This window comes from Algibacter sp. L4_22 (assembly GCF_023473045.1).
Classification (GTDB): Bacteria; Bacteroidota; Bacteroidia; order Flavobacteriales; family Flavobacteriaceae; genus Algibacter.
The window spans coordinates 156,205-180,222 of the sequence record NZ_JAMCOK010000005.1 but is presented as its reverse complement, the minus strand read 5'-3'; the positions used below and the strand labels follow the sequence as shown (position 1 = coordinate 180,222).

The 24,018-nt window shown below is 34.4% G+C and carries 13 protein-coding genes; all 13 read right to left on the bottom strand.

Annotation, left to right across the window (positions count from 1 at the left end):
• Positions 1-20: 20 nt before the first annotated feature.
• The 13 genes from M4I23_RS14295 to M4I23_RS14235 all read right to left on the bottom strand — a co-directional run bounded on the left by M4I23_RS14295 (position 21) and on the right by M4I23_RS14235 (position 23,969).
• Entirely contained in the window at positions 21-1,379 is a 1,359-nt protein-coding gene (locus M4I23_RS14295; protein WP_249754869.1) for a family 43 glycosylhydrolase, read from the bottom strand.
• 217 nt (positions 1,380-1,596) lie between these two features.
• Positions 1,597-4,227: a TIM-barrel domain-containing protein gene (locus M4I23_RS14290; protein WP_249754868.1), complete on the bottom strand. Its 2,631-nt coding sequence runs from the start codon at positions 4,225-4,227 to the stop codon at positions 1,597-1,599.
• Between the two features lie 26 nt (positions 4,228-4,253).
• A complete protein-coding gene (locus tag M4I23_RS14285) occupies positions 4,254-5,900 on the bottom strand; it encodes a glycoside hydrolase family 172 protein (RefSeq protein ID WP_249754867.1) in 1,647 nt (548 codons plus the stop codon).
• A gap of 11 nt (positions 5,901-5,911) precedes the next feature.
• Positions 5,912-7,546, bottom strand: a complete 1,635-nt coding sequence (locus M4I23_RS14280) for a sialate O-acetylesterase (protein WP_249754866.1) — start codon at positions 7,544-7,546, stop codon at positions 5,912-5,914.
• Positions 7,547-7,823: 277 nt separating this feature from the next.
• Positions 7,824-9,041, bottom strand: coding sequence for a S9 family peptidase (locus tag M4I23_RS14275; protein ID WP_249754865.1), 1,218 nt, complete (start codon positions 9,039-9,041; stop codon positions 7,824-7,826).
• A 22-nt stretch (positions 9,042-9,063) separates the two neighbouring features.
• Entirely contained in the window at positions 9,064-10,734 is a 1,671-nt protein-coding gene (locus tag M4I23_RS14270) for a hypothetical protein (RefSeq protein ID WP_249754864.1), read from the bottom strand.
• Positions 10,735-10,737: 3 nt separating this feature from the next.
• Positions 10,738-13,263 (bottom strand): glycoside hydrolase N-terminal domain-containing protein, encoded by a 2,526-nt coding sequence (locus M4I23_RS14265; RefSeq protein WP_249754863.1) that lies wholly within the window; start codon positions 13,261-13,263, stop codon positions 10,738-10,740.
• Between the two features lie 366 nt (positions 13,264-13,629).
• A complete protein-coding gene (locus M4I23_RS14260; protein ID WP_249754862.1) occupies positions 13,630-14,856 on the bottom strand; it encodes a putative glycoside hydrolase in 1,227 nt (408 codons plus the stop codon).
• Between the two features lie 102 nt (positions 14,857-14,958).
• Positions 14,959-16,341 carry a hypothetical protein gene (locus M4I23_RS14255; RefSeq protein ID WP_249754861.1) on the bottom strand — a complete coding sequence of 461 codons (1,383 nt, stop codon included), beginning with the start codon at positions 16,339-16,341 and terminating at the stop codon, positions 14,959-14,961.
• A 40-nt stretch (positions 16,342-16,381) separates the two neighbouring features.
• On the bottom strand, positions 16,382-17,332 hold the full coding sequence (locus tag M4I23_RS14250) for a prolyl oligopeptidase family serine peptidase (protein ID WP_249754860.1): 951 nt from the start codon (positions 17,330-17,332) through the stop codon (positions 16,382-16,384).
• A 9-nt stretch (positions 17,333-17,341) separates the two neighbouring features.
• Complete coding sequence (locus tag M4I23_RS14245) at positions 17,342-18,355, bottom strand: kelch-like protein (RefSeq protein WP_249754859.1); 1,014 nt, start codon at positions 18,353-18,355, stop codon at positions 17,342-17,344.
• Between the two features lies 1 nt (position 18,356).
• The gene (locus tag M4I23_RS14240; RefSeq protein WP_249754858.1) at positions 18,357-21,104 is read right to left on the bottom strand and encodes a hypothetical protein; all 2,748 of its coding nucleotides are present in this window, start codon (positions 21,102-21,104) and stop codon (positions 18,357-18,359) included.
• Positions 21,105-21,164: 60 nt separating this feature from the next.
• Positions 21,165-23,969: a chitobiase/beta-hexosaminidase C-terminal domain-containing protein gene (locus tag M4I23_RS14235; protein WP_249754857.1), complete on the bottom strand. Its 2,805-nt coding sequence runs from the start codon at positions 23,967-23,969 to the stop codon at positions 21,165-21,167.
• Between the last annotated feature and the right edge of the window lie 49 nt (positions 23,970-24,018).

Genomic DNA, 24,018 nt, shown 5'->3' with positions numbered 1-24,018 from the left:
ACTTTTTAATATATAATTTTTTAATTTTCGTCTTCAAAAACTTGTTCTAACTTTATATAATCGATAGCTAATTGTCCTTTTGATGGTTTCCAGTCTCTTTTAAATATTCGTACCAGATTATCTCCAGCTTTCAATTCAACAATTCCAAAATCAATTTCAGTAAACTCTTTAGATTGAGGAAAAACAAATGCGCTGTATTTAAAACTGTTTATCAATATATCATGGTTTGATTCTCCATCGGGTGACGCATATCTTACCTTAAAACGATATTTTGCTGGTTTTGCTACTTGAGCTAAAATAGAAACGTGATCGTAAGGATTATCAAAGTTTGTTACGTACCCTTTTCCGCTGTAATCTTTTATCCAAGTATCAACGATTACATTGTACAATTCACCGCCTGCGGCAAAACCATTTTCAGCCTCTAACTTTAGAGTTGTTTTAGTTCGTTTTGCATTTCCTAAACCTTCTTTTGAAGGCACAATAGGGATGATATTATCATCTTTATCATATTCAAGATAATCTGCCATTACATTACGTGTTTCACTTAAACCACCAGACAACCATGCACTATGATAGAACATGATATCTTTTCCTTTATAGGTAACAGTACCTCCGTGATTGGTTCCACTTTGTCCTTCAAAATCATCGATAAAAACACCTTTAAAATCATAAGGTCCTAAAGGTTTATCAGCAACGCCATAAAACATTTTTTCGGGCCATCTTCGTGGCGTTAAACCCGGGTAAGTCAAATAATATTTTCCTTTGCGCTTGTGTACCCAAGGCCCTTCAAATACATGTTTTAATTGCGATGTTAAATCTACATAAGTTTCCTCTTTAATAGACATTAAGTCATCATTCAATTCCGCAGCAAAACATTTGCGATCGTGTCCCCAAAACAAATATGGAGTACCATCATCATCAATAAACAAAGCAGGATCTTGTCCAAACTCCACACCTTTAACGTATCCTAAATCTGTAAATGGTCCTTCCGGCGTATCACTACGTGCAATTCCCGTTCTAAAGAGTCCAATTCCAGCTTCTTTCATACAATAAATAAGGTAATATTTACCTCTATAAAAAGCAGCATCTATAGCCCAAGCATGGCTTTCGGCCCATTTCACATTTTCTAAATGCAGAATACGACCATGATCTGTCCAATTCACCATATCTTTAGTAGAAAAAGCATGGTAGCCCGTCATTCCATAATGGTTATTAGAACCAGGCTCATCATGACTGGTGTACACCCACAAACGATCATCATTCGGCCAAACATGTGGCGATGGGTCTGCAGTAAAAACGTGAGTAAAAACAGGATTTTGAGCACTTATACTCATTGAAGCAATTACGGCTATCAAAAATAAAATTCTTCTAAATTTCATGCTTTAAATAATTATTCTCTAATTAGTTCGCTTTTCACCAAAGTCTTAATCTTTTTTACTTAAAACTATAAAGTTAATTGATACTGAAACAATTGATTATAACACATGATTCTTTTACTATAAAATACAACCATAAACGCGATAAGGCAAGGTGAAAACCCTGCCTTATCGCATTTTTTGAAATAACTAAAAATTTATTAATTAGTACTCTTTTTATTTAATTTAAAAAATCAACTTCAGTTTCAACGCCTTCAAAAACGACTTCTTCTGTATTAGAATTTCCTACTATTTGCAAAATAAAATGTTGTGGCAAATCTTCAAAATTTATATAATTATCAATACCTTTCTTTACTTTAATAGTTTTATTTTCTTCAGAGTAGGTGAAAACAATTTCCGAATAGGTTTCTTTTTCATAATTATACGATTCATTATCATCAAAATACAATACATACTCAGCATCTTTCCCTGGATATATCTTTATAACTATTGGGTCATCTGTTTTTTGTGTTGCATATTGCACTTTTGGCCCAAGCGGTATAATACTACCTCCTTTTACAAAAATTGGAGTTTTATCTAATGGTGTATTTACAGTTAATTTACCATGACCTTCTACTTTTTCATCGGTCCAAAAATCAAACCAAACACCTTCTGGCAAATAGACTTCTTTTGTACGTTGTTTATATTCGGTAACATTACAAATCATTAACGATTCACCAAAAAAGAATTGATCTTTAATACCCCAAGTATTTTTATCATTTGGATATTGATACACTAAAGGCGCCATAAGAAGTTTACTGTCCGCTGTTACTTTTCGTGCTTCCGAATAGATATAAGGCAGTAACTCGTAACGAAGTTCAATGAAATTTCTAGCCGTAGCTTCAAACTCTTTTCCATATCTCCAAATTTCTGTTTCAGATACATAACCATGAATTCTAAAAATTGGGCTAAACGTACCAAACTGAAACCAACGAGTTAGCAGCTCAATATATTCTGGATTAGTGTATTGATTATCAAACTCTGGATTTATTGATTTTGAATCTCTAAAAAAACCTCCAATATCATGAGTCCAATATGGTATTCCTGCCATTGTAAAGTTTAGACCTGCAGCAATTTGTTCTGATAATTGCTCCCATGAAGCTTCAACATCTCCCGACCAAGATGTTGCTCCATAACGTTGTTGTCCAGCATAAGCAGAACGCGTTAAATTAAACACACGTTCCATTGGAAACTCTTCTCTTCTGCCCTCATACATCGCTTTTGTTACTAAAAGTGAATATGGGTTTTGAACACTCTCGTATGGACCAACCGCTGTATTTACTTTCGTATTATTTACTCCTTCAGGCTCGGTTCCATCTAACCAAATAGATTTCACTCCTTTATGAAACATAGAATCACTTAACATGCGATAAAAACGTTCACTAACCCCTTCGTCATAAATATCTACGTAATTACTGCTTTCTATTTTTTTAAGATTATACTTTTTCTCTAAAGCTTTGTTCTTTACTTCTGGCCAAACAGATACCATTAAATTTAGGTTTAAGCTTGTTAACTCATCAACCATAGCATCTGGATCTGGATATTTAGCAGGATCCCACTCCGGTCCTTTAGTCCCTTTTGGCCAATAAAACCAATCTTGTACAATATTATCAAAAGGAATTTTTTTCTCACGCATTTCACGAGCATTCTCTAATAATTCTTCTTGATTATGATATCTTTCTCTACATTGCCAAAAACCATAAGCACTTTTAGCAAACATTGGCGCTTTTCCTGTTAAGTTTTGATATTGAGAAATAACTTCTTCTGGGTTTTCACCAGCTATTAAGTAATAATCGATGGCATTACCTTTAGTACTACTAAAAACCGTTTTGTTGTAATCTGGTTTATTGTAAAATAAATTCCCTGGTATTTTAGCTCCTGTATTTTGAAAAACCACTTTGTATGATTTCCCTGCTTCTAAGTGTTTCTTTCCAGAATAACGCCTTGGCATCCAAATGGTTGAATAATTAATTATATCGTCTCCATCTATGGATACTGTAATCTGCCCTCTCATACGACCATTATGATCACTCAACGCTAAAAAAGTATACTCCCCAGATTGAGTTGGGATAAAGGTCGTTTCTCTAATATTCTTTTTCTTAGCTTCTTTAGCAGTATAAGCGGCTACATTCTCTTTTTCACCGCCTTCAGGTATTACTTGTTCTTCTTTCTTTATTTCAATTTCACCTGTAGTTTCAAATTCTATTTCATTTTGAGGTTGATTAAAATCTGTTAAACTGTAGTTATGCCAGTAAATACCATAACCTTTAGTAGACACCAAAAACGGAATAGCGATTTCTTGATTATATTGTTGTAAACGAATAGGCACATTTTTCCAATTCATAATACCACTTTGATACTGACCTAAACCATACAAACCTTCATCTCCAGCAACGAACGCTTGAGACACTTTATGGTCTCCATTTTCAGTTAAATAGGTTAACTCGTTTGTTTCGGATACTAATTTACCATCATCTTTTGTTTGATATTCTATAACCCCGTCTGCATTTACAAGTACCGTTAAAGCATTGGTACTAATGGTTAACACATCTTCTGTAGCCTTTACATCCCAAGCTACATTTTGAGGTTCTAAAACCGTTACATAATCTGGAATAGTGGTGGGTTCACTACCTACTTTTATTTTTTTTACATGAATTATAGACTCATTCACCACATCAATATTGATAATTGTGCTATCTCGATAAACTCTAATACCGTTTTGATTTTTTTCTACTTGATACTTAAATTCAGAAGTACAACTCATCAAAAAGATAAAAGCAACTCCTAAAACACATATTCTTTTTTTGATCATTTTATTAAATATTTAATATCTTTTTATTACTTCTCATTATTAGGAAAATTCTTTGGTAAAGGCGGCACATTTAATACCTCCTTTTCATTAGGAACTCTATTGGATATAGTTTGCTTATCACCATACCAATAAACACCAACACCGTATCCCATTTCGCAATCTGTCCAGCTCCAAACTTCCATATCTAACTTTAAAGAACTGCTAAAAGGCATCACATCTAAAGCACGTGTTCGGGTTTCTGTGCTATATCCCGAAGTGTTTTTTCCTTTAACTGTTTTCGGGTTTCTATTTAACTTATTATAAATGTTACTTCGTGGTTGTGCGTGAAAAGGGTGTTCATAAAAATCGGTACTCTTTCCTCCCCAAGAATAGGCATAATAATCTTCGGTTCCCGTTCCAAATATTGAAGGAAAATCTTCATTATCTACATAAATTTTTTCATCACCTTCTCCCCACCATCGTTTTACAGGATTCATAACAGTTAACGCATCTCCAACATATACACCACGGCCTTTCAGCGTGACATAATTCCAATCTGAAAACGGACGTGTAGGCACAGGATATTGCCCGCTCCAAGCCGCATTAAAACACATACTATCAGCATCCCATTTCCAAGTACCAACCGTTGCTTTTAAATCAACCTCTATCGATTTTTTCCCGAGATTAACTACAGAGATTTTGCCTGATTTTTGATAAGGCATAACCCATCTGGAAGTCATTGTTCCATCTTCGGCTACTGAACTGTACCAACCTTCAACAGGATTTAAACCAATTCCTGCTCCAAAAAAGTCTCCTATCGGACACCATACAGTTTGCTCACCATCAAACTCTATTTTTAAAACAACTGTTCGCGTTACCTCTGGATTTTTATAATCGTCTAACTTTAAAGTCAATTCTTTTATAGCAGCATTACCTGCTGTTAAGGTTACCGATTTTTCTTTTTTCGAACCAATTTTACCTGATAAAGTAACCGTTTCACCAACATCTGTACTTTTAGGATTTAACAACAAATCGCCAACCTTTTTGGTTAATGGTAAAGCTTTATCAAAATCTGCTTTTGTAAAGGTTTTTATTGGAGTAAAATCATCATACGATCTATAAGTGAATTGGAAAAAGAATGGTTTTTCACTAGTTGTTATTTTACAACCTTTAGCATAAGGAATCGGGAAAAAAGACACTGAAGATCGTAATGATTGATGTGCTAAAGGATACGGAATTAACCCTGTTCCATCTAACAAACCAAGCATATTTCCTTCTAGAACCGGTTCGTCGCTCCCATCTAAATAAATCTTAATTATAATATCTGTATTTGGCTCTTCGGCACTTAAAAAAGGCATCCAAGTACGTACAATAGCGCCAGGCCCCACATGGTCCATTAACACCCATTCTTTTTTACCGTTTGTCTCCTCAGTTCTAATATAATTATGGTCTTCTTCTTTTTCTTCTTTATTAAAATCATGATTATTAAACCAACCTACAGTATCAGTAAGGGTTTTAGAAGCTCTGTTATAGCTACTTGATTGTTTTAGCCTAAAATTAGCTATTGGAAAACTTGCTATGGCATCTCTGTTAACCATATCGTTTAATAAAGATTCTATAGTAATTTCATTTTTGCTTTGAGCAGATGCTATAACTGTAATAGCTAAAACAACGAGGTTCAAAATTCTTTTCATTGGTATTTATTTTAATTTATTGTTTTAAATAACGACGCTGGTAAACCTTCTTTATTATAAAGATTAGCACCTTCTGGATTTGAAGACCAAGCATAACGAACCTCAACAGGATTTGGAATATCTTTATGCCAAACCTCTACACTATTTTTTCCTATAATTTTAGCTTGAGCCCATTTCCATTCTCTATTTATTCCACAAATCTGAAAACGTTTCAAAGGCTCATTGACTTCAATTGTTGGTTTCATTAAGTCTTTTTTACCGACCATCAAACCAGAACCTACATGACTAAATTCTATAATTATTTTATTGTTCTTAATTTCTGATGTCTTATACAATGGACCACTACATACAATATCTTTATTATAAGCCTGCTTAAAAGCCCATAATGATAGTCGTTTTCCAACATCCATCTTATTTTTTGGATGAATGTCTTTTGCTTCTCCAATATCATTCAACACGGCCAAACCTGTATTTGGAAGTTCTAATATTTCACGCTGTCCATTTGAAACCAAAGCCCAACCATCATTATCCGCAACAGGCACTTTATTGGGTTCTCTATAATTTGCCAACTGACAACAATAAAAATAAAAATCACCTTGCCCCCAAGCTGACCTCCAATTTTCCACCATTGCTGAAAGGCGTGATCCATAGACTTCCGGAGAATTCCCCGTATTACTTTCACCTTGATACCAAATAGCACCTTTAATAGCATAAGGAATCAAAGGAGATATCATAGCATTGTATAGCGTTGCAGGGATTTGTTTATCTCTACTAGGATGTTCTGTTTTTTTCGGTTTATTGGGTTCTTTTTTATTTTGAAGTTTTGCTTGTTCTGCTTTTAGCTGCCAAGCTTCTAATAATTTATTATCTTTTATTCGTACCGCATCTTCATCCCAATCATTTAACTTCTCTTTATATTTTGCTATTTCTTTATCGTAAAAATCTTTGAATGATTTGTTTTCCTCAAAAGCCTTTATTGGCATCCAAGGTTCAATTTTTGTACCTCCTAAATTGCAACTTATAATAGCTACAGGAACATTCAACTCACGACGTAACTCTTTTCCAAAAAAATAGGCTGTTCCAGAAAATTCGTTCACTTCTTTTGGAATGGCTTTAGACCAATCTCCTCTTCCTTGCGTCTTTTCTTCAAAAACACTAAAATCACGACCTACTTTATACTGTCGGAAAAGCGGATCATTTGCGGTAAGCACTTCCTGTCTTAAAAACTCAGCAACCGGCTCATATTTAGAATCTACAGCTTTCCCTATTAACATCCTAAAAGGTCTGTACATATTAGATTGTCCGCTGCAAAGCCACACTTCACCAACCAACACATCTAATATTTTTAATTGAAAACTGGCATCATTAAGTTTAGATAAAATCGTCATAGTTTGGGACAAGCTCGACGCCATTAATGGATCTAGATTTACTTTCCATTTCCCAATAGCATCTGCCTGTACAACTTTTTTTTGCCCAGCAAACATTACTTCTACACTAGCATTAGGCTCCGTTATTCCCCAAACCGGTACTTTTTGATCTCTTTGCAAAACCATATGATCTGCAAAAATACTTGGTAAAGTTATTTCAAATGCAAAAGCGCTTTGCACAAAAAAAAGTAAAAAAATAATTGATATCGTCTTCTTCATAATTCATTGTATTTCTAAACTTTACTGGAAAAAAATTTCAATAAATAAAAACATTTAAACTTACATAATTACAACACACCACTCCTTCCTTTTCTCCAACAAAACACTGTAAACATCAAAATTGATAAACAAACCAAGGTGGCTTTTTGTAAGTTTTTCATAGGTTAGATTAGTTGATTCTTAATAAATTTTGTTTTAGCTATGATTCTATTCTTCTACTGATACTTATTACCTATTTTATTTCAAAAAGGCACATAATTTAAGGCGACTCCCGGTATTAGAACTGCATATAATCTGAACTTACCATTAAATTATCTTCATCTATGGCTGCAAAAAAAGCACATATCGCTCCTTCGGGAATTTGTGCATTAATCTTTGAACCGGAAATATTAGCTTGAGATTTTTTCCATTTTCGTTTGCTCCATTCTCCAGAATCTTTGGTATAAATGAACTCCACTTTTTTCACTTCTTTTTCCGAACGAAAAGAAACAGAAGCTTTATTCCCTTTACTTTTAGGTTTCTCTATTTTTATAAGTGGTATCCCATTCTTCAATATACTATTTGCAAACGCATAAATTTCTTTCGGTTCCCAACCAGGTTTATGTCCATGTACCATCCCTAATTGATACTTTATAGTTACATCTCCCTTAACCGCCTGCAATGATTGCTTGGTGCTTGGTAAAGGAAAATGTGGGTCGTTGATACCATTAACCCAAAATACCGGGATTTTCACGTTAGAAAAATAGGCCGAACCATCATAATAAGTGTTAACCACTTCGGTGTGTTTCCCTGGCTTAATTCGTTTTCCCTGTTTGCCATCTGATCCCGGAAGAAACCCACAGCCATATACTGGAATTGCAAACTTAAACCGATCGTCAATCCCCATCACCGTACTAGTTAATATGCCTCCCCAACTAATTCCCGTAATACCAACCTTATCAGCATTTACCTCAGGAAAAGAACGGATTAAGGAATGTGCAAGAATAACTTGAGCAACGGCATTATAATACCACTGCTGTTTAATAGGTTTATCAAAATCCTCAAAAGTCCCTACTCTAATTGGCCCAGGGTTTTCGGTGGAAATACGAGGGCTTTTTTTATCAGCTTCAACTTCTCTAATAGGGTAATGACCTTCTAAATCCATGCTGATAGCAGCGTAACCGTTTTTGTTCCATTTTTTAACCCATTCATAAAAAGCAGTTCCGCCTCCTCCATGAATACAAACAACAGCAGGCCATCCTCCTTCTGGAACCTTACCTTTCGGAGTACTATAATATGCAAACACCTGCACTCTATTATTATTAACAGGTAAGGATTCGTATAAAATTCCTGATACACCGTCTTGACTTGCTTTCTCTGTTTTTTCGAAACTTGGAACTTTAAAAAGTTGTTCTAGATTCCATGGTCCTTTATCTTGAGAATAAACAGGAGAGACAGCACATATTGAAATTAAGATAATGAAACAGTTATATACTATTTTTTTAACGTCTAACATATACTTTTATAGTTATCAAATATTAATTATTACTATTTCTAAGTTCGTTAACTTTTTTATCTGCATTTTCTGCTATATGCCGATCATACTCTTGCGTATACAAAGTAGCCACCTCTCTATACTGTTCTGGCAGTTTGTTATAATCTGCCCAAGCAGTATCGTAAATTTTAATCCATTTATCAATAGCTTTTTTATCACCTTTAGCTTCGGCATCCGACATATAAACAAGTGCTCTATATATTTTGTAAAGTCTTAATCCATATTCGGCAGAACCTATCACATGGTTTTTAGTCTCTTTACTACGCCAATGAATTGATTTTGCCAGCTTCACTATTTCTTTCCATTTCGCTACAGATTCATCTTTTTGTTCTAAATTTCTCTTTTGCCCTATTTTATCTTTTGCCGGTTTTGGCCAGCCTATACCTTGGTCTCGTGTCCACCACACATCACTAATATCATTATAAGTTGTATTTCTCCCTCTAATTACAGCTTCCGCTGAAAGTAAACAAAGTTTTCTGAATTCAGCGACATCTTTACCTTTTAGGCCTAATCTCTCTGTAGCATATCTATTAAAAATCGATTCTTCACTCTGCTTAGTATTTTTAGCCCATTGAGCCATAACCCAAGCATTTAAATCGCACCACATTTCACTATTTATGTATGGACCATCCCATCCACCTCCACGAGACCAAGTCCAAACACCTGCATATAAATCAGGTCTGTTTTCAACAAATTCTCGTATGCTTTTAATTTTTTCTTTTGGCATTCTTGAGTGTTCTTCAAACCCCTCAATTACCCCATTGGCAATGTAATTTGGGTAAGCTCCTTTGCCTTCATACTCACGAGCACATTGTACTTCAATAATTTGAGGATGACGACCTTGACCTATTAATTTACTAAAAGGTCTTGCTCTATGAAAATCACCTTCACACTGCTTAATACTAATAACTAAATTTTTATGTGGTTCTATAGCATCATTGACCTCCATGTATGTGCTCATGTTTTTATCAAAAGCAATCCATGTTCGGAAAATAAGTTTCTTGTTACGTTTAACGCAAATCTCTTCACGTAAAATTTGCATTAGAGGAATAATGGTGTTTTTAGCACTACTCTTATCTTTAATAGCCCCTTCATGATAAGGTGCATCATGCAAATAAGTTTCTCCAATACGAACAACCAATCCATCCAGATCTGGAAACTGATCGAACATTTCATTAATTTGAGCACGAATAAATTTTTCCGTTAAGGCATTATTTGGATCTCCAAACGTTTCTTGGATGCTATATTTTTTAATTAATCTTTTTGGAAATAAAACCAAATCGGACATGGCGTAAATAGCCATATCTTGGGCTTTACTTCTTGCATGCATCTCTTTAATTTGTGCTGCTTTAGCATCTACCCATTGGCGTTCTTCCGATCCTTTTGGTAAAATATCGGCATCTATAGATTCCCAATTAATAGCTAATGCCGGTGATTCAAAAAGAAAATAAACCTTACCGTTATACCCCATTTCCTTTATTACTGCCGGATCATTGTATGCTGATTGATAAGGCGTTTCTCCTGGATTATGATGAACCATATCCAGAATTAAAGGATAAGACTGATTATTTTGAGCATGAAGCTGAATACTCAACAAACTTAAAAATATTGAAATACATAATACTGGTTTCTTAAAAAACAGACAGTTTTTCATTGATTACTTTTTGATTAAAACAATTTTCTCTCCTTTTTGAGTAGGAATATCATATAAATAAGATGGGCTTAAAACAACCTTATCCAAATTAGCCGACTTTGAAATTAATGGCTTTAAAATTTCAGGAACTTTATAAAACGGATTTTTGTTCGCACCATTTGCAACTACTAAATCTTTTTCATTTTCAAATTGAAGTTCATTATAGACACGTATGCGGCAATCTCCTCCTATAGTAGATGTAATAACCGCTTTAATAACCTCTCCATTTTCCCATTCTAACTCTTTTACTTCAAAACCACCTCTTGCTCTTAATCCTTTCACCTTTCCATCTTTCCAAACATCGGGTAAAGCAGGAATTAAATGTATAGCTTCATCATGACTTTGCACTAACATTTCTGTTAAACCAGATGTGAAACCAAAGTTTCCATCAATTTGAAATGGTGGATGGGCATCTAACATATTAGCATAGGTTCCACCGCCTTTAGGAGAATCTGGTCTACCTACTAATTTAATTTGTTCGCCCATTAATTTATAAGCGTGATTGCCATCAAGTAAACGCGCCCATAAATTGATTTTCCAGTTCATTGACCAACCTGTTGAAGGATCGCCTCTTTGGATTAATGTGTTTTTTGAAGCCTGAAATAACTCCGCATGTCTGTAAGGTGAAATTAAATTTGAAGGATACAAACCATATAAATGCGATACATGGCGGTGTTTATCTTCTGGATCATCTAAATCATCCATCCACTCTTGTAACTGGTTGTATTGCCCAACTTTCATTGGTGGTAACTTCGTTAAAGTTATCTCCATTTTTTTGATCAATTCAGCATCTACATTCAACACTTTGGCAGCCGCAATGGTTTTAGTTAATATATCGAACACCAATTGGCTGTCCATTGCAGAACTTTCTACAATGTTTACACTTTTCGGACGATCTTTAGGCGCATGTTCTGGTGAAATTGTCGGTGAAATAACCAAATATCCGTTTGGATCTTCTGTTAAAAAACTTAAGCAAAACTCCGAAGCACCTTTCATTGCAGGATATACAGATTTTAAATACTCAATATCACCACTAAACATATATTTCTCCCAAAGGTGTTGGGCTAACCAGGTACCTCCAGTAGTCCACATACCCCATGTTGCGCCATCAACAGGTCCAGTTATTCTCCAAAGATCTGTATTATGGTGAGTTACCCAACCATCGGCGCCGTACATCACTCTTGCTGTTTCTTGCCCCGTAACTGAAATGTCTTTTACCAATTGAATTAGTGGATCGTGCATTTCAGATAAATTAGTCACCTCAGCTGGCCAATAATTCATTTCTGTATTAATATTAACAGTATAAGCGCTTTTCCATGGTGGTGTTAAATCTTTACACCAAATACCTTGTAAGTTTGCTGCCTGTCCTCCTGGTTGAGATGAAGAAATTAAAAGGTAACGACCAAATTGAAAATATAAAGCCGCTAAACTCGGGTCATTAACGGTGCTGAATTCTTTAATTCTAACATCGGTTGGTTTATTTTCAAACTCTGATGATCCTAAATTTAAAGAGACTCTATTAAAGTAGTTTTGATAAAATTCAGAATGATCATTCAATAGCTCGTTGTAATCTTTTTGTTCTGCTTTAGAAATATAGTCTGCTGCTCTTTTATGGGCATCTGCACTAACATCATGATAATTCACAAAATTAGTCGCTATAGAAATATATAAGGTTACCGTATCGGCATTGGTAACCACTAACTTATTATTGGTTGCTGAAACGCTACCACCTTCATTTACTATTTTAACTCGGGATTCAAACTCGACTTCTCCTTTAATGGGAGCAGCATTTTTAAGTCTTTTATTTAAGTTATCGCTTCCAAAACCAGTCATTTTTAAAACATCATTGCCTTCCGTAGACACGACAACTTTAGCAGGCTCCGGACGATCCATATCCGCTGTAAAACTTAATTGCCCCTTTTTATTCGCCGTTAAGCGCATCACAATAACTTGATCCGTAAAAGATGTGAACATTTCACGTTTATACTCCACGCCATTAGAAGTATAAGTGGTTGTGTTTACCGCATTCGCGATATCTAATGCTCTATGGTAATTGACGTATTCCCCGTGGTTTAAAAAATCTAACCTTAAATTACCAACGGTTTCATAAGGCATCCCGTGAGACGTTTTTGAAATAATTTTATTATTCGCCAGATTATGAGCCTCTTTATATTTACCATCAAATAAAAGAGTTCTAATTTCTGAAAGTGCACCTTTAGCATCCGGATTATCATTTCTATGCGGTCCACCAGCCCAAAGTGTGCTTTCGTTTAATTGAATATTTTCATGCTCTGGAAGACCATAAACCATGGCTCCTAAACGACCATTCCCTAAAGGAAGCGCTTCATTCCAATCTGCAGCAGGAGCATCGTACCAAAGTACTAGATCGTCTTTTTCTTCTTCTTGAGCTTTGCTATTTTCTTTGTCTTCTGTTTTACAACTTACTAATCCAAATACGACGAAAACAAATATGCTTAATACGAATTTCAACTGTTTCAGTTTTTCTAATTTAACAACCATGTATTCTCTATTTCCCTAAATTTATTATTAAAATCACTCTACCTTTTCTTTTTTCTAAAAATCATTAAAAGAAAAAAGCCAAGATTAAGTATCTATAACAAAAATAATATTTAAAGTCTTTTTGAGTATAAATTATAGTTCATTCACTATAAACCATCACTTTTGATTGTTATATAGAAAACTTTTGCCTATCCTGTTTTAGCCAAAACCAGATGTTGCACTATTATTAAACCTCAACCTCGTATTTTAGCATTTTTATTACAGCATGAATCTTATGTTTTTAATAACATACTTCTGAAATTGGTTGCTAAGCTTGGCTGAGATTAAACTATGTCTTTAGTGCCAAGTTATTTTAGCTTTACGGTTTTCAGTATCTACCCAAACACTTGCGTGCTCAAATTCACGAGTAAATTCCCATCCTTCTGGAGTCAAACGTTTATAAACTGCTTTTGGACTCCCTAACGGTTTTTGTAATGCAGGATAATCTACTAGATTACCATCTTCCAAATTCCAACCCCAATTCCATTGAAAATAAGAATAAGGTTGTGCGCCTATTAGGAAGCAAGCTTGGTAAAATTCTAATTGATCTTTTGATTTTTGTTCTATGTTTCTAGTACCAGTAGCACCAATTGTTATGTCGGTTTTCCCCTTACCTTTAGCTCCAAAACGGTAAATTGATATTTTACCAGCTTTAGCAATTCTAACCATATCATCCCATTCTTTAAGAAGATTTTCTTTATTAGTAACAGAACTATTATAATGTTCGAAAAAGAAAGCATCGCAGTGAGGAAAAACCTCTTTCGTTCTAGCTGCGTTGTTTCCTATCAATATTTTATCCGGGCCCATTTCTGCTTTTAAAGCGGCCATCATTTCGCCTTTAGCTTGTGCTATTTCAACTAACTGATCATTAGGGTAATCTGAATTTACGGCCACATTCATTCGATCAATAAAAATACCATCGGCTCCCGAAATTTTAACACCTTCAACAGCAGACTTTACCCACCATTTACGAAATTCAGGATTTAGAGCATCAAAATAGTATGAAAATGCTGGCTTGGTTTTTTTCCTTAATTCTCCAGTCTTTGGATTAATAAATAGGAATTTAGCTAATTCTGGGTTTTCAGCAATGCCCTCTGGAGTAAAATCTTGATTAAACCGAGGATAAGGCCATGCCAAATAGGAATTGTAATAGAACAAAACTTTAGACTCTGGTTTGATTTTATGAAATGCTTCCACTTCATGCTTTGTTCCTAGCACCTGGTCACCAAGCAGATTGTATGCATGTGATTTTTCAATACAAATAAAATCTGTTCTACTTGCTATAAATTCAACTTCTTCTGGTTTTAACACTCTATCAATATCACCAAAATGATAATACATAGGCGTTGCATCCCAACTAAATTTTGGAAAATAAGATTTTGAAACAAATTGACTACCATCACTTATGGCATAAGAAGTCTCCTGCTCCGTTTTTTTGGATACCTGTGCTGTTAAACTAGAAGAGACAATCAATGATAAGAAAATTAATACTTTGAAAATTGGATGATTAAATTGTTTTTTCATTTTTAAAACTTAAATTAAACTAAAGGTTAAAAGTCATTCAGATTATTAATATTAAAATATTTAAACTGGCAAATCGGAAATATAAAATCAAAAAAAGTAACTTTATTTTTTAATATCCTTAGCCTTTTCTATTTGCGTTACTTTATTATTTGTACCATGGTCTGTTACTTTACCAAAACTAATAATGATATTCCCACTTGATGACGACTCCAAAATAAGAGGATATTCCGTTTCGTTTCTAATAATAGAATTATTATCTTTCACTACAATTGGACGAAGATCTGTATCTATTGGCCCTTCAGTACGATGAAAAATAATATTATGATTACTTCCCAGAATATCAGCAACATTATGAGGGCCTACAGCATTGGGTGATGGTAATATCGTTAATTCGATATCTTGATTTGATTTTGATAATCTAAAATCACTTAAAGGAGCGTAAGCAAAATTACCAGAAGACCCCGAAATTTTTCCGTTTTTAGGCAAATTAAAATTGGTAAACCCACAATCAATAGCCGTAGAGTTAATAACGGTAGCACTACTGGCTAAATAAACCCTTATACCTCCTCTCATTTTTTTTACAGTACAATTTTCTACTGTAACACTACCTCCATGGGTATACACTCTAATACCATCTTCAGAAAGTGGATACATAACATCTTTAGGAATGGGTTTCCCATTGGTTTTATAATTAGATCTAACAGGTAAATCTTTTGGATCAATTTCCTTATATAAATCTGCACTAGGGCGCATTCTACCTTCCACAAGTGTATTTTTTATAACCGATTTATCAGCAGGTTCTTGCATGTAAATTCCATGACCAAAAGCCCTTTGTTGTACTTCGCAACCATCTATTGTATTACGTTTACCATTAATGAGTATACCGCAGCGTTTATTCAACCCAAATACATTATTGCGCCCAATGCCATAGATACTTCCATAGCCATAAGGAAAAGAACCTCTTACCGTTAATTTTGTGTTTAAAACCGTGTTATCATTTCCAGTAACATCCAATACAGCCTGCCCTTTTAACCCATAAGCCAAAGTAGCACGTTCTTGATTATAAGCACTAAAATCTGTTACTTCTTCAAGTCCATTTGCATAAGTATCTTCAAAAGTACCGCCCTTAAAAATATTTAGATTACCTGAGATAGTAATATAACTTTCCCTAGTAGCTCCAACAGTAGCGTTTACAAAAACACCAGACAAATCAATACTGTTTTTAGAACCAGAACAAAGAATTCTTCTGTTTCCACTTGGTAAATCGGTAAGGTTATAGTTACCTGGTTTCATTACAATATTTTGATCACTATTTTGGACTGCTTTGCACAATTCGACCAAAGAGGATACTTCTAATGTGGTTTGAGCAGACAGCACAATAGAAGAAAACCCAATTAATATTGAAATTATCTTTATCGTACTTAAACGCATTCTTGATATCAAAAAACCTTCTCGATTTTGATTAATTAACGTAATATTTTTCATTATTCTCCTTATATTTTACTAATAACGAACTTGTCTTTTCCTATTTTAAATGAGACAATATAAACTTGGTAGCATAATCATTAAGCTCCTCCAATGATGGCGAAATATTTTCACCACTAAAACTATGCCCTGCATTTTTTATAGTCAATAACTCAACGTCTGCATTTTTCTCTTTTGCCACCTCCATCATATATATAGAGTTAATGATGGGTAACGTTGTATCTTTATCTCCGTGCAATAATAAGATTGGAGGACTATTTTTATCTAAAAGTTCCGTTGGACTAAGCAACCTTGCCAATTCTGGTTTTTCACTTAAAGGAGCACCTAAAAGTCTAACAAAAAGTTTTCCATCACCAAAAATAGAATTGGGTCTAATATCAGGATTTACGCAAGATGTAAAAGGAAAATATGAAGCTATACATTTAAAATTTGGAGTATATTTCGATAAATTTGGATCTCCTTTAAAATCAACATTTTTACCCAAAGCCGTCACTAAACTTAAGTGTCCACCTGCTGAACCTCCCCAAATACCATATTTCTTTTTGTCTAATTTATATTGTTTTGCATGTTTTAAAAGAAACCTAGCAGCATCTTTAGCATCTACCGCAGAATCGTAAGCATTAGAATTACCTCGAGCCAATCGGTATTCTATTGTTGCACATACTACACCATTATCAAGCAAAGATCGTAAGGTGCCTAAAAACGCTTTTCTAAGTATTTTATATTCACTTCCACCAGCCCAGCCTCCACCGTGCACATGTAGCATCCATGGATTTTTTTTATTAATTTTATCAGCATCCGGAAAGAAAATTATCATTTCCAATTCTTTTCCATCTACTGTTTTATACACTACCGTCTCTTTGTTTTTAAACGTTTCAAGAATTTCTTTTTCTTCGGAAGTTTGCCCCAAAACAATTAAATGACAGCCCAAAAACAATACCACCAAAACAGATGAAGATGCCAAACTTTTTATTAAATCAATTATTTTCATATTTATTATTTATTTACTAAATTTTTCAATGGTTGTCAACTCTGGATTCCCTCCTTTTCGGCCACAACCGGAAGCTATATATAATTGTTTTTTATTCCAAATAAGTTGAGTTCCGTGTCTGCCAGTTATTAAGGATGGTAACGTACTCCAATCGCCCGTTTTAGTATCCAAACATTCTACCTCATTGTGAGCCAAAGGTTGGGTTATACTTTCTCCTCCTGTAAACAAAATTTTATTACCAATACAAATGGAGGTACAACCAGCACGTTGCGTTGGCACAGGTTTATCCATAGTACTCCATTTACCCGTTTTAAAATCATAAACATCTACTTCTGGTATCGTCAGTTCAAATACTTTTTTAATATTCCCCGAAGAAATCCTACCACCCAAAAGATATAATTTATCATTACAAATTACAGAGGTTGCATGATCTCTAGCTCGAGGAGCATCTGGTAATTTTGCCCATTTACCTGTTTTAAAGTCGTAGACATCAAACCATTTCACATGCCCATCCCAATGACCATCAATGATTCCGCAAGCTATATAAAGTTTATCTTTATAAATATTTGCGGTAGTTGAAGCTCTCACTCGCTCTTCGGGCATGTTAAAACCTTTTGCCCAACTGTCCTTTTTAGGGTTATAGATATAAGCTTCCTTTAAAGGCGTTTCATGCGGGTATTTTCCAGTATGTGCCCCAATAGCGTATATATTTCCTTTATATGAAACTCCTTGAAAATGGTGAATTTCAATCGGTGGTTTTGCTCCACTTGTCCAAGTATTCGTTTTAGGATTAAATATGGAAACCTCTTGAATTCGCCTTCCTCCCATTAAATAGAATTTATTGTCAACTTCAATAAAAGCAGCTTCGTGACGGGCTACGGGTTTTCCATTAGTTTCAAGTGTTTCCCAACTGTAACCTTCGAAAGATTGAGCCGTTGTAGACTGCGGAAAAGCAACAACTACTAAAAAACATATTAAACCAAAGTATTTCATTAAATTTATATTTGTTCGGGCTATTTTCATACTATTTTAAATTTACTATTCGAGAATCACTTGCTTCAAATTCATATACTTTTTTATTGTAAGTAATGATTACAGGCACTTCATTATGCAACATAAATTGTCCTGCTTTTTTCTCTAAAACTACATTACCTAATGTACTTGTATTGATTTTAAATTCATTCGTTTCTAAATGATTACCGTTACCCATAAACAAAACGATATCTCCATTTTTTTCATTTCCCACTAAAGCATAATCAGCATTAGTTGAGACCCCTTTGTATGTTGCCATTTTCTGGTTTTTAGATGAAAAAACAAAATCTTCTCGTCCCGACTTATTCATAACATGTAAACCAACAAACTCTGTGCCGTCGTTTTCATCTTTAAAACCTTTTATAGACGAAATACTTTTCCCTTCAGTTGAAGTAAAAGGTTCGTAAACCGATACAAATGGATGCTCCCAGGCTTCTCCATATTGACGCGCTGCAAAAGTTAAATAAGGCTTCTTATCAACTTCATAAGGCATACCGTGGTTTCCTTTAAAAGCTTTGTTTGGTGGTGACTTTAAAGAAAAAATTTCTCTGTTTTCCGATCCCATCATCCAAAGATTCATAAACACATCTTCTTCACCTTCTGGTCTATCAATTTTCCATTGTGCTTGATAATCTTTATTAGTTTTGATAGACTTCTTATCCCATTGATAATCAAAAGCGTATAAATACCCACCGGCAAAAGCCATTTCTTCGGTTGGTGCAAGGTTTAATGGTTGCCCAGAAGCATCCAACACTTCCATGGTTTGCCCTAAGTTATGATAAAAATAATCATGAAACTTATCCCCTTTTCTTTGCTTTTTCGAACGGAAAATATCAATATAATAGCCTGTAGCTTCTCCTGTTTTTACGGTACTAACAATTCTATTTTGGTCACTTCTAGTTTCAGGTTCTAAAAAATAAACATCGGAATAAGTAATATCAGAATAATAACCAGATTTTTTTTCTGATTTAGGATACTCACCCATTAAGTCAAATGCATGATTACTAAACATTTCGGTATATGATGAAACCCCATCGACCATAACCGTATTGTGTGCAGGAAACTGAGAATAAAACTCTAAATATATGGGTTGAAGATATCCTGCGCCCTTCCCTGGATCGGCACCTTGAACAAAACCTTTTCCGTACAATTCCATGTTAATTCCGTTGGCATGCATGTGGTTTCCTAAAGATGCATTTAATGATGCCATCATACCATTTTTACCAGCTCCCATACGTTGTACATGCCAGCTTACATTAGGCGCGTAAAAGGTTTGAGTCATATAATCGTTTATATCTCCTTTTTCATATTTTGGGTTAAACTCCAAAGGTTTACTAGCAAAAAAAGAAGAAATATCAGCTTTTGGTTTTCTTCTTTTACCGTCAGAATCCTTTGTGCCTTCTGTAAATAAGCGATACATACCCGTGAATTCTTTTTCAAGCACTTCATCTTTATTTTTTTGAGCAACACGTACCATGTTTGTAATAGCCTCTGAACCAATCCCCGCATAATTAGAATCTCCAAAAGCCACCGTTTCTCCATTAGGAAATAAATACTGCGGTAACATTTTCACTGCCTTTTCCATAACTGGCATATAGGGTAAAATATTATGATCGAACGTATTATCAAAATCCTTAATAAAAGCTGTTAAATCTTTAGTTACACCTTGAGAATATCCGGGACATTCTGCCCAAACTCCATTATTTTCATCGTATCCAAAGTCCATAAATTTAGTTAATGACCATTGGCGAGCAGAAGTCTCGTTTAAAATATAATCGATATAATATTCTCGTCCTTTTCCATCTTCATAATTTTTATTATTCTGCAACACCATCGCTGCTTTTAAAATTATTTTAGCCTGGTGGAGGTTCCAGTTATTTTGTGGCACGCCATTTTTTATAATTTGGTCTGTCCATCTTTTTATGGTTTTATCATACATAACAATATCTTCTGCATGGTTTGCTTCAATATATGGATGTAAAAAATCATAAAGCTCAGCAATATCAATAAGAACATGTTCATGTATTACTTGAAAATTCGCAAAACCAACAAGTGTTTGAATATGCCCATTCATTAAATCTATAGGTTCACTACGGTAAGACATGCCTTCCATATAAGTATGAAATATATCATAAGAAAATTTAGCAAAACGCTCATCATTTTCAAGCCAATATGTAAATGAAGCATCTCGTGCTAATTCAATTATTTTCTCATTAATATTGTAAATTACTCGACCTGTTTTAGATGGATCTACCCATTCAAAAGGATTTCCTTCTTTACTCCTATTGGGATAATACAGACCACGAGGATCATCCATATAAGGTACAATATCCTCCAATTTGGGAGTTCCGTAAGGTGTTGTGTAATCTCGAGAACCAACAAAACGAACCGTTGGAACAGGCGCTTCACCATCTGCATGCGAATAGTTTATGCCATTAACATAAATATTAGTCGCTTTTGTTTTCCAATGCATTTGTAAACGAGACACCATCCATTCAGGATCTTCAACATGGCGCACAACGTAAGTATCAATACGATTATGGATACCTTGTAAAACATCTTTTGCCCAAGATTCCTTCTTAATTGTTTTTTCTAAATCCTTTTTACCTTCTTGGGTAATATACAAACGAGGATAACCTTGCTCAAGGTTTGTTGGCATAGGAATTTTATCAAGAGTTTGCGCTATTAGCATACTATTAAAAAGAGCAAACACCAGAAATATGGATAATTTATTTATCATGATAAGACAATAGTTTAGTTTTATTTTTCTAGTTTGGTATTTATTTTGAATGAATTCATACTAAAATTCAACTTTAAACTTTTTTTCTTTATAATCCCTAACAGCAATAACAGTTACTTTTTTTCCTTTAAATTTTTTTAGGTAATTATTTAAGTCGCTAATATTTTGTACTTTATTTCCATTAACTTGCTGTATTACCCAATCGCGATCTAATTTAGCTTTAGTCCACATTTGAGATTTTTCAGGATTAAGTGATTGAATATAACATCCAAAATTATAACCACCTGTTGCATCAATCAAATCAGGATCATCTGCAATATTTATCATAACCGCTCCTTTAACTTCTAAAATTAGTGCTTTTTTCAAATTTTCAACTTCACCTTCATATTTACCAGCAAGTAATGTACTTAACCAACTTGGGTAAATCACTTTTTCAACCTTAGCAAAAGTAGTTTCATTTACAAAACCAACAGCAACTCCATTAGAATCAAAAGTTTGCGCTTTTATAATTCTAGATTTTTTAAGTTGAATAGGCTTAGAATACTCTATAGAATTAATGGTCGGCTCTGTACCATCCAAAGTATAGTATATTTTAGCATTTTTTTCGACTCTATTATCAACTACCAATTGAACAATTTGTGTTTCTGAAAACTCACCACCAAACGGTATTATTCGCGTCATTTGATGACCAAATTGGTCCATAGGAAAGTTTTTAAACCCTAATTTTAATGCCTCCGAATTTTCTTGTACCTGATAATTTCCTTCCGAAGGATTTACAAACAATGGATTTCCTGAAACTGCATTAATATCATAACCTTTTTCTTGCCAAGATTTTAAACCCACACCGTCAATAATATCGAAATCGTTTGGATGATTAATATTCCAATACATATTATTATCGTAGTGTTCACTCCATTTAGTCTCTGTAGGCAAACCTACATCACGAATAAACTTTTTAGTTGGTTCGTTCTTTCCAGGTAAAGCTCCAGAAATCACAAAGATGTTTTTATAAATTTCATCTTCAGAATTTTTGGGCCATACATGCCAACCTAAAGGCACCGCACTTACAGTAATATTATTAAATACCTTACGCTCCATCCCGTCTCGAAGTTTTATGGTTGACCCTAAATTTAGGTTGTTGTAAATTTCAAAATAACTTGAGCCATCGTCTAAATCGATAGTCCAGTTTCCGGCACTTATAGATTTACGGTAATTAGCAATTCTATTATTTCTTATAATTACATTATCAATAGCATCTAGCTTGGTCAGTTCTTTTAAAAACTGCTCGTCTGTACCTCGAGATCCTCGCCATTGACGTTCACGTCCCCACGAATTAAAAGGACCATGCTCACCTGTTTCTCTAACAGTTTCCCAAATATCATTGAATTCTATAATATGGCCACCCCAAGTACCATCGTTTATACAAATTCCTGCACGAGGACAATTGTAAATGGTATTATGCGATGCCTTTATTTTATGACTCATTGAAATATAAATACCAGCAACTTGCTTGCCATAGTCTCCAAAATCATGCATAACACTATTCTCTATGGTACAATTTTTAGGGTAATTAGGCGATTTTGGTCCAGGCTCTAAATCCATATTTTTACGCATATCATCCCAATTTTCGCCATCAATTTCTCGATCGTCCCAAGTTTGATAAAAACGTACCGCATCTGGCGAACCTACAAATGCAACAGCACTCTCTCCAACATGCACAAAACGACAACTGCTTACCGTATTATTCCGGTTATAAGCACTCATAAAAACACCATTTCCTCCTAAATATTCAAAGTTATTATCTGTAATAGAACAGTTTTCGGCGCCTTCCATAAAAATAGCACCTCCACGATGAATAGCCCAATCGCCACGTGCTACAGGCTCATAGGTATCCATAAAAGTTGTTTTAGATTGTGTGAAATTAAAACCAGAAATTGAAATGTGCTTTACCGGTTTATCAGCGCTGCCTTTTAGTTGAATTAAATCTTTTAAAATAGGAACTTCAAAAGTTACAGTATTAAGATCAACACCTTCTTCTGGAAAATAATACAATAGATGCTTTTCTAAATCTAAAAACCATTCGCCCGCAACATCAAGTTCTTCAAAAATATTATCGATAAAAAACCAAGAACCTTTATTCCCTTTTCCACCAATACCATACGCACGTTGCAATTGCCAACCTCCTTCTCCTAAAAACACTTTCTTCTCTGTTTTATCGATACTTTTAATGCGGTATTGCATGTTTCCCCAATTATGACTTTGGAAAGCGTGCACAATTCCTGTTGATGGATTTTCCCAATCACGAGTAGGTATATCTTTATCTTTTAAACCAAACCAAGTATCATAACGGCGATTGGATCCATCTGAAACTTGCAAATACCCCTTTCCTCCTCTTAAAGGATTTTCGTAATCATAATTGGGGTAACGGGCTCTAATTTTTCGGTTTCCGTTTACGAATAATTGATCGAAATTGAGGTGTTCTGGCACTTCAGTGACATAAACACCGCTTTTGTATGTTTTCCACGGAAGTGATTTCAGTAATTTTGAACCTTTGATAAATACTTCATTTCCTGGTAAACTTGAAAATACAATTGGATTTTCAGCCGTTCCTGATAACTTAGAGTTTAGCAGAATAGTTTCGTTAAGATAATACGTTCCCTCAGTAAACCAAACAGTAACAGCTTCTTTTCCTGAAAATTTTTCTAATGCTTTTACTGCACGTCCAAAAGTCGCAAATGGAGCTGATTTAATTCCTGAATTTTGATCGCTACCTTCTGTAGAAACGTAAATTTCGTGAATAGCATAACTTTTTAATGTGAAAGATATTGTTATTACAAAAATCAAGAAAATTTGAAAAAACCGCATTACCTATATTTAATTATACATGCAATTTCGTGTTTATTTATAAAAGAAG